General features: G+C 50.3%; 1 protein-coding gene and 1 pseudogene. Both read left to right on the top strand.

Annotation, left to right across the window (positions count from 1 at the left end):
* Positions 1-264: pseudogene (locus tag MXF20_RS23230) on the top strand (hypothetical protein); the annotation flags it as partial.
* Between the two features lie 42 nt (positions 265-306).
* On the top strand, positions 307-453 hold a 147-nt coding region (locus tag MXF20_RS23490; protein ID WP_418936874.1), incomplete at its 3' end, for an EexN family lipoprotein.

Raw genomic sequence — 453 nt, 5'->3', positions numbered from 1 at the left:
CTGCCTCTTGTGCTGTTTGATCCGAAGCACTATGCCCGAAGAACAGGCGTGCTGCTGTCACCAGCTTTTTTCCTCGCGGCGGTCGCTCCCTCAGCTTACGCCATATTGCTGGAGCGATACGGCACATACGGCACGCTGCTTTTATCTGCCATCATTACCCTGTTCATTACGGCGATTTCCATTGTGATCTGGCGTCTCCATTCCTCGCCGGTTGGACAGAAAGCTTCAATTCCGCCGAGACGTGAAACTGGACACGTCAGGTGACTGTAATTGCTGTCGCAATTCATTAATTAAAAGGAAGATACGATGAAAACTGGACTGATTTTACTGGGACTGCTGACTTCCATTCTGCTCACCGGCTGCGACGAGGGCGCAAAGAGCGAGGAATGGTACAAGGCTCACAACAAAGAGCGCAAATCTAAATATGAAGAATGCCGTAAAGAACCCAATCCG

The sequence above is a fragment of the Pantoea dispersa genome, from assembly GCF_035783935.1.
In the GTDB taxonomy this organism is placed as follows: domain Bacteria; phylum Pseudomonadota; class Gammaproteobacteria; order Enterobacterales; family Enterobacteriaceae; genus Pantoea; species Pantoea dispersa_C.
This window is presented reverse-complemented; position numbering and strand designations above follow the sequence as displayed.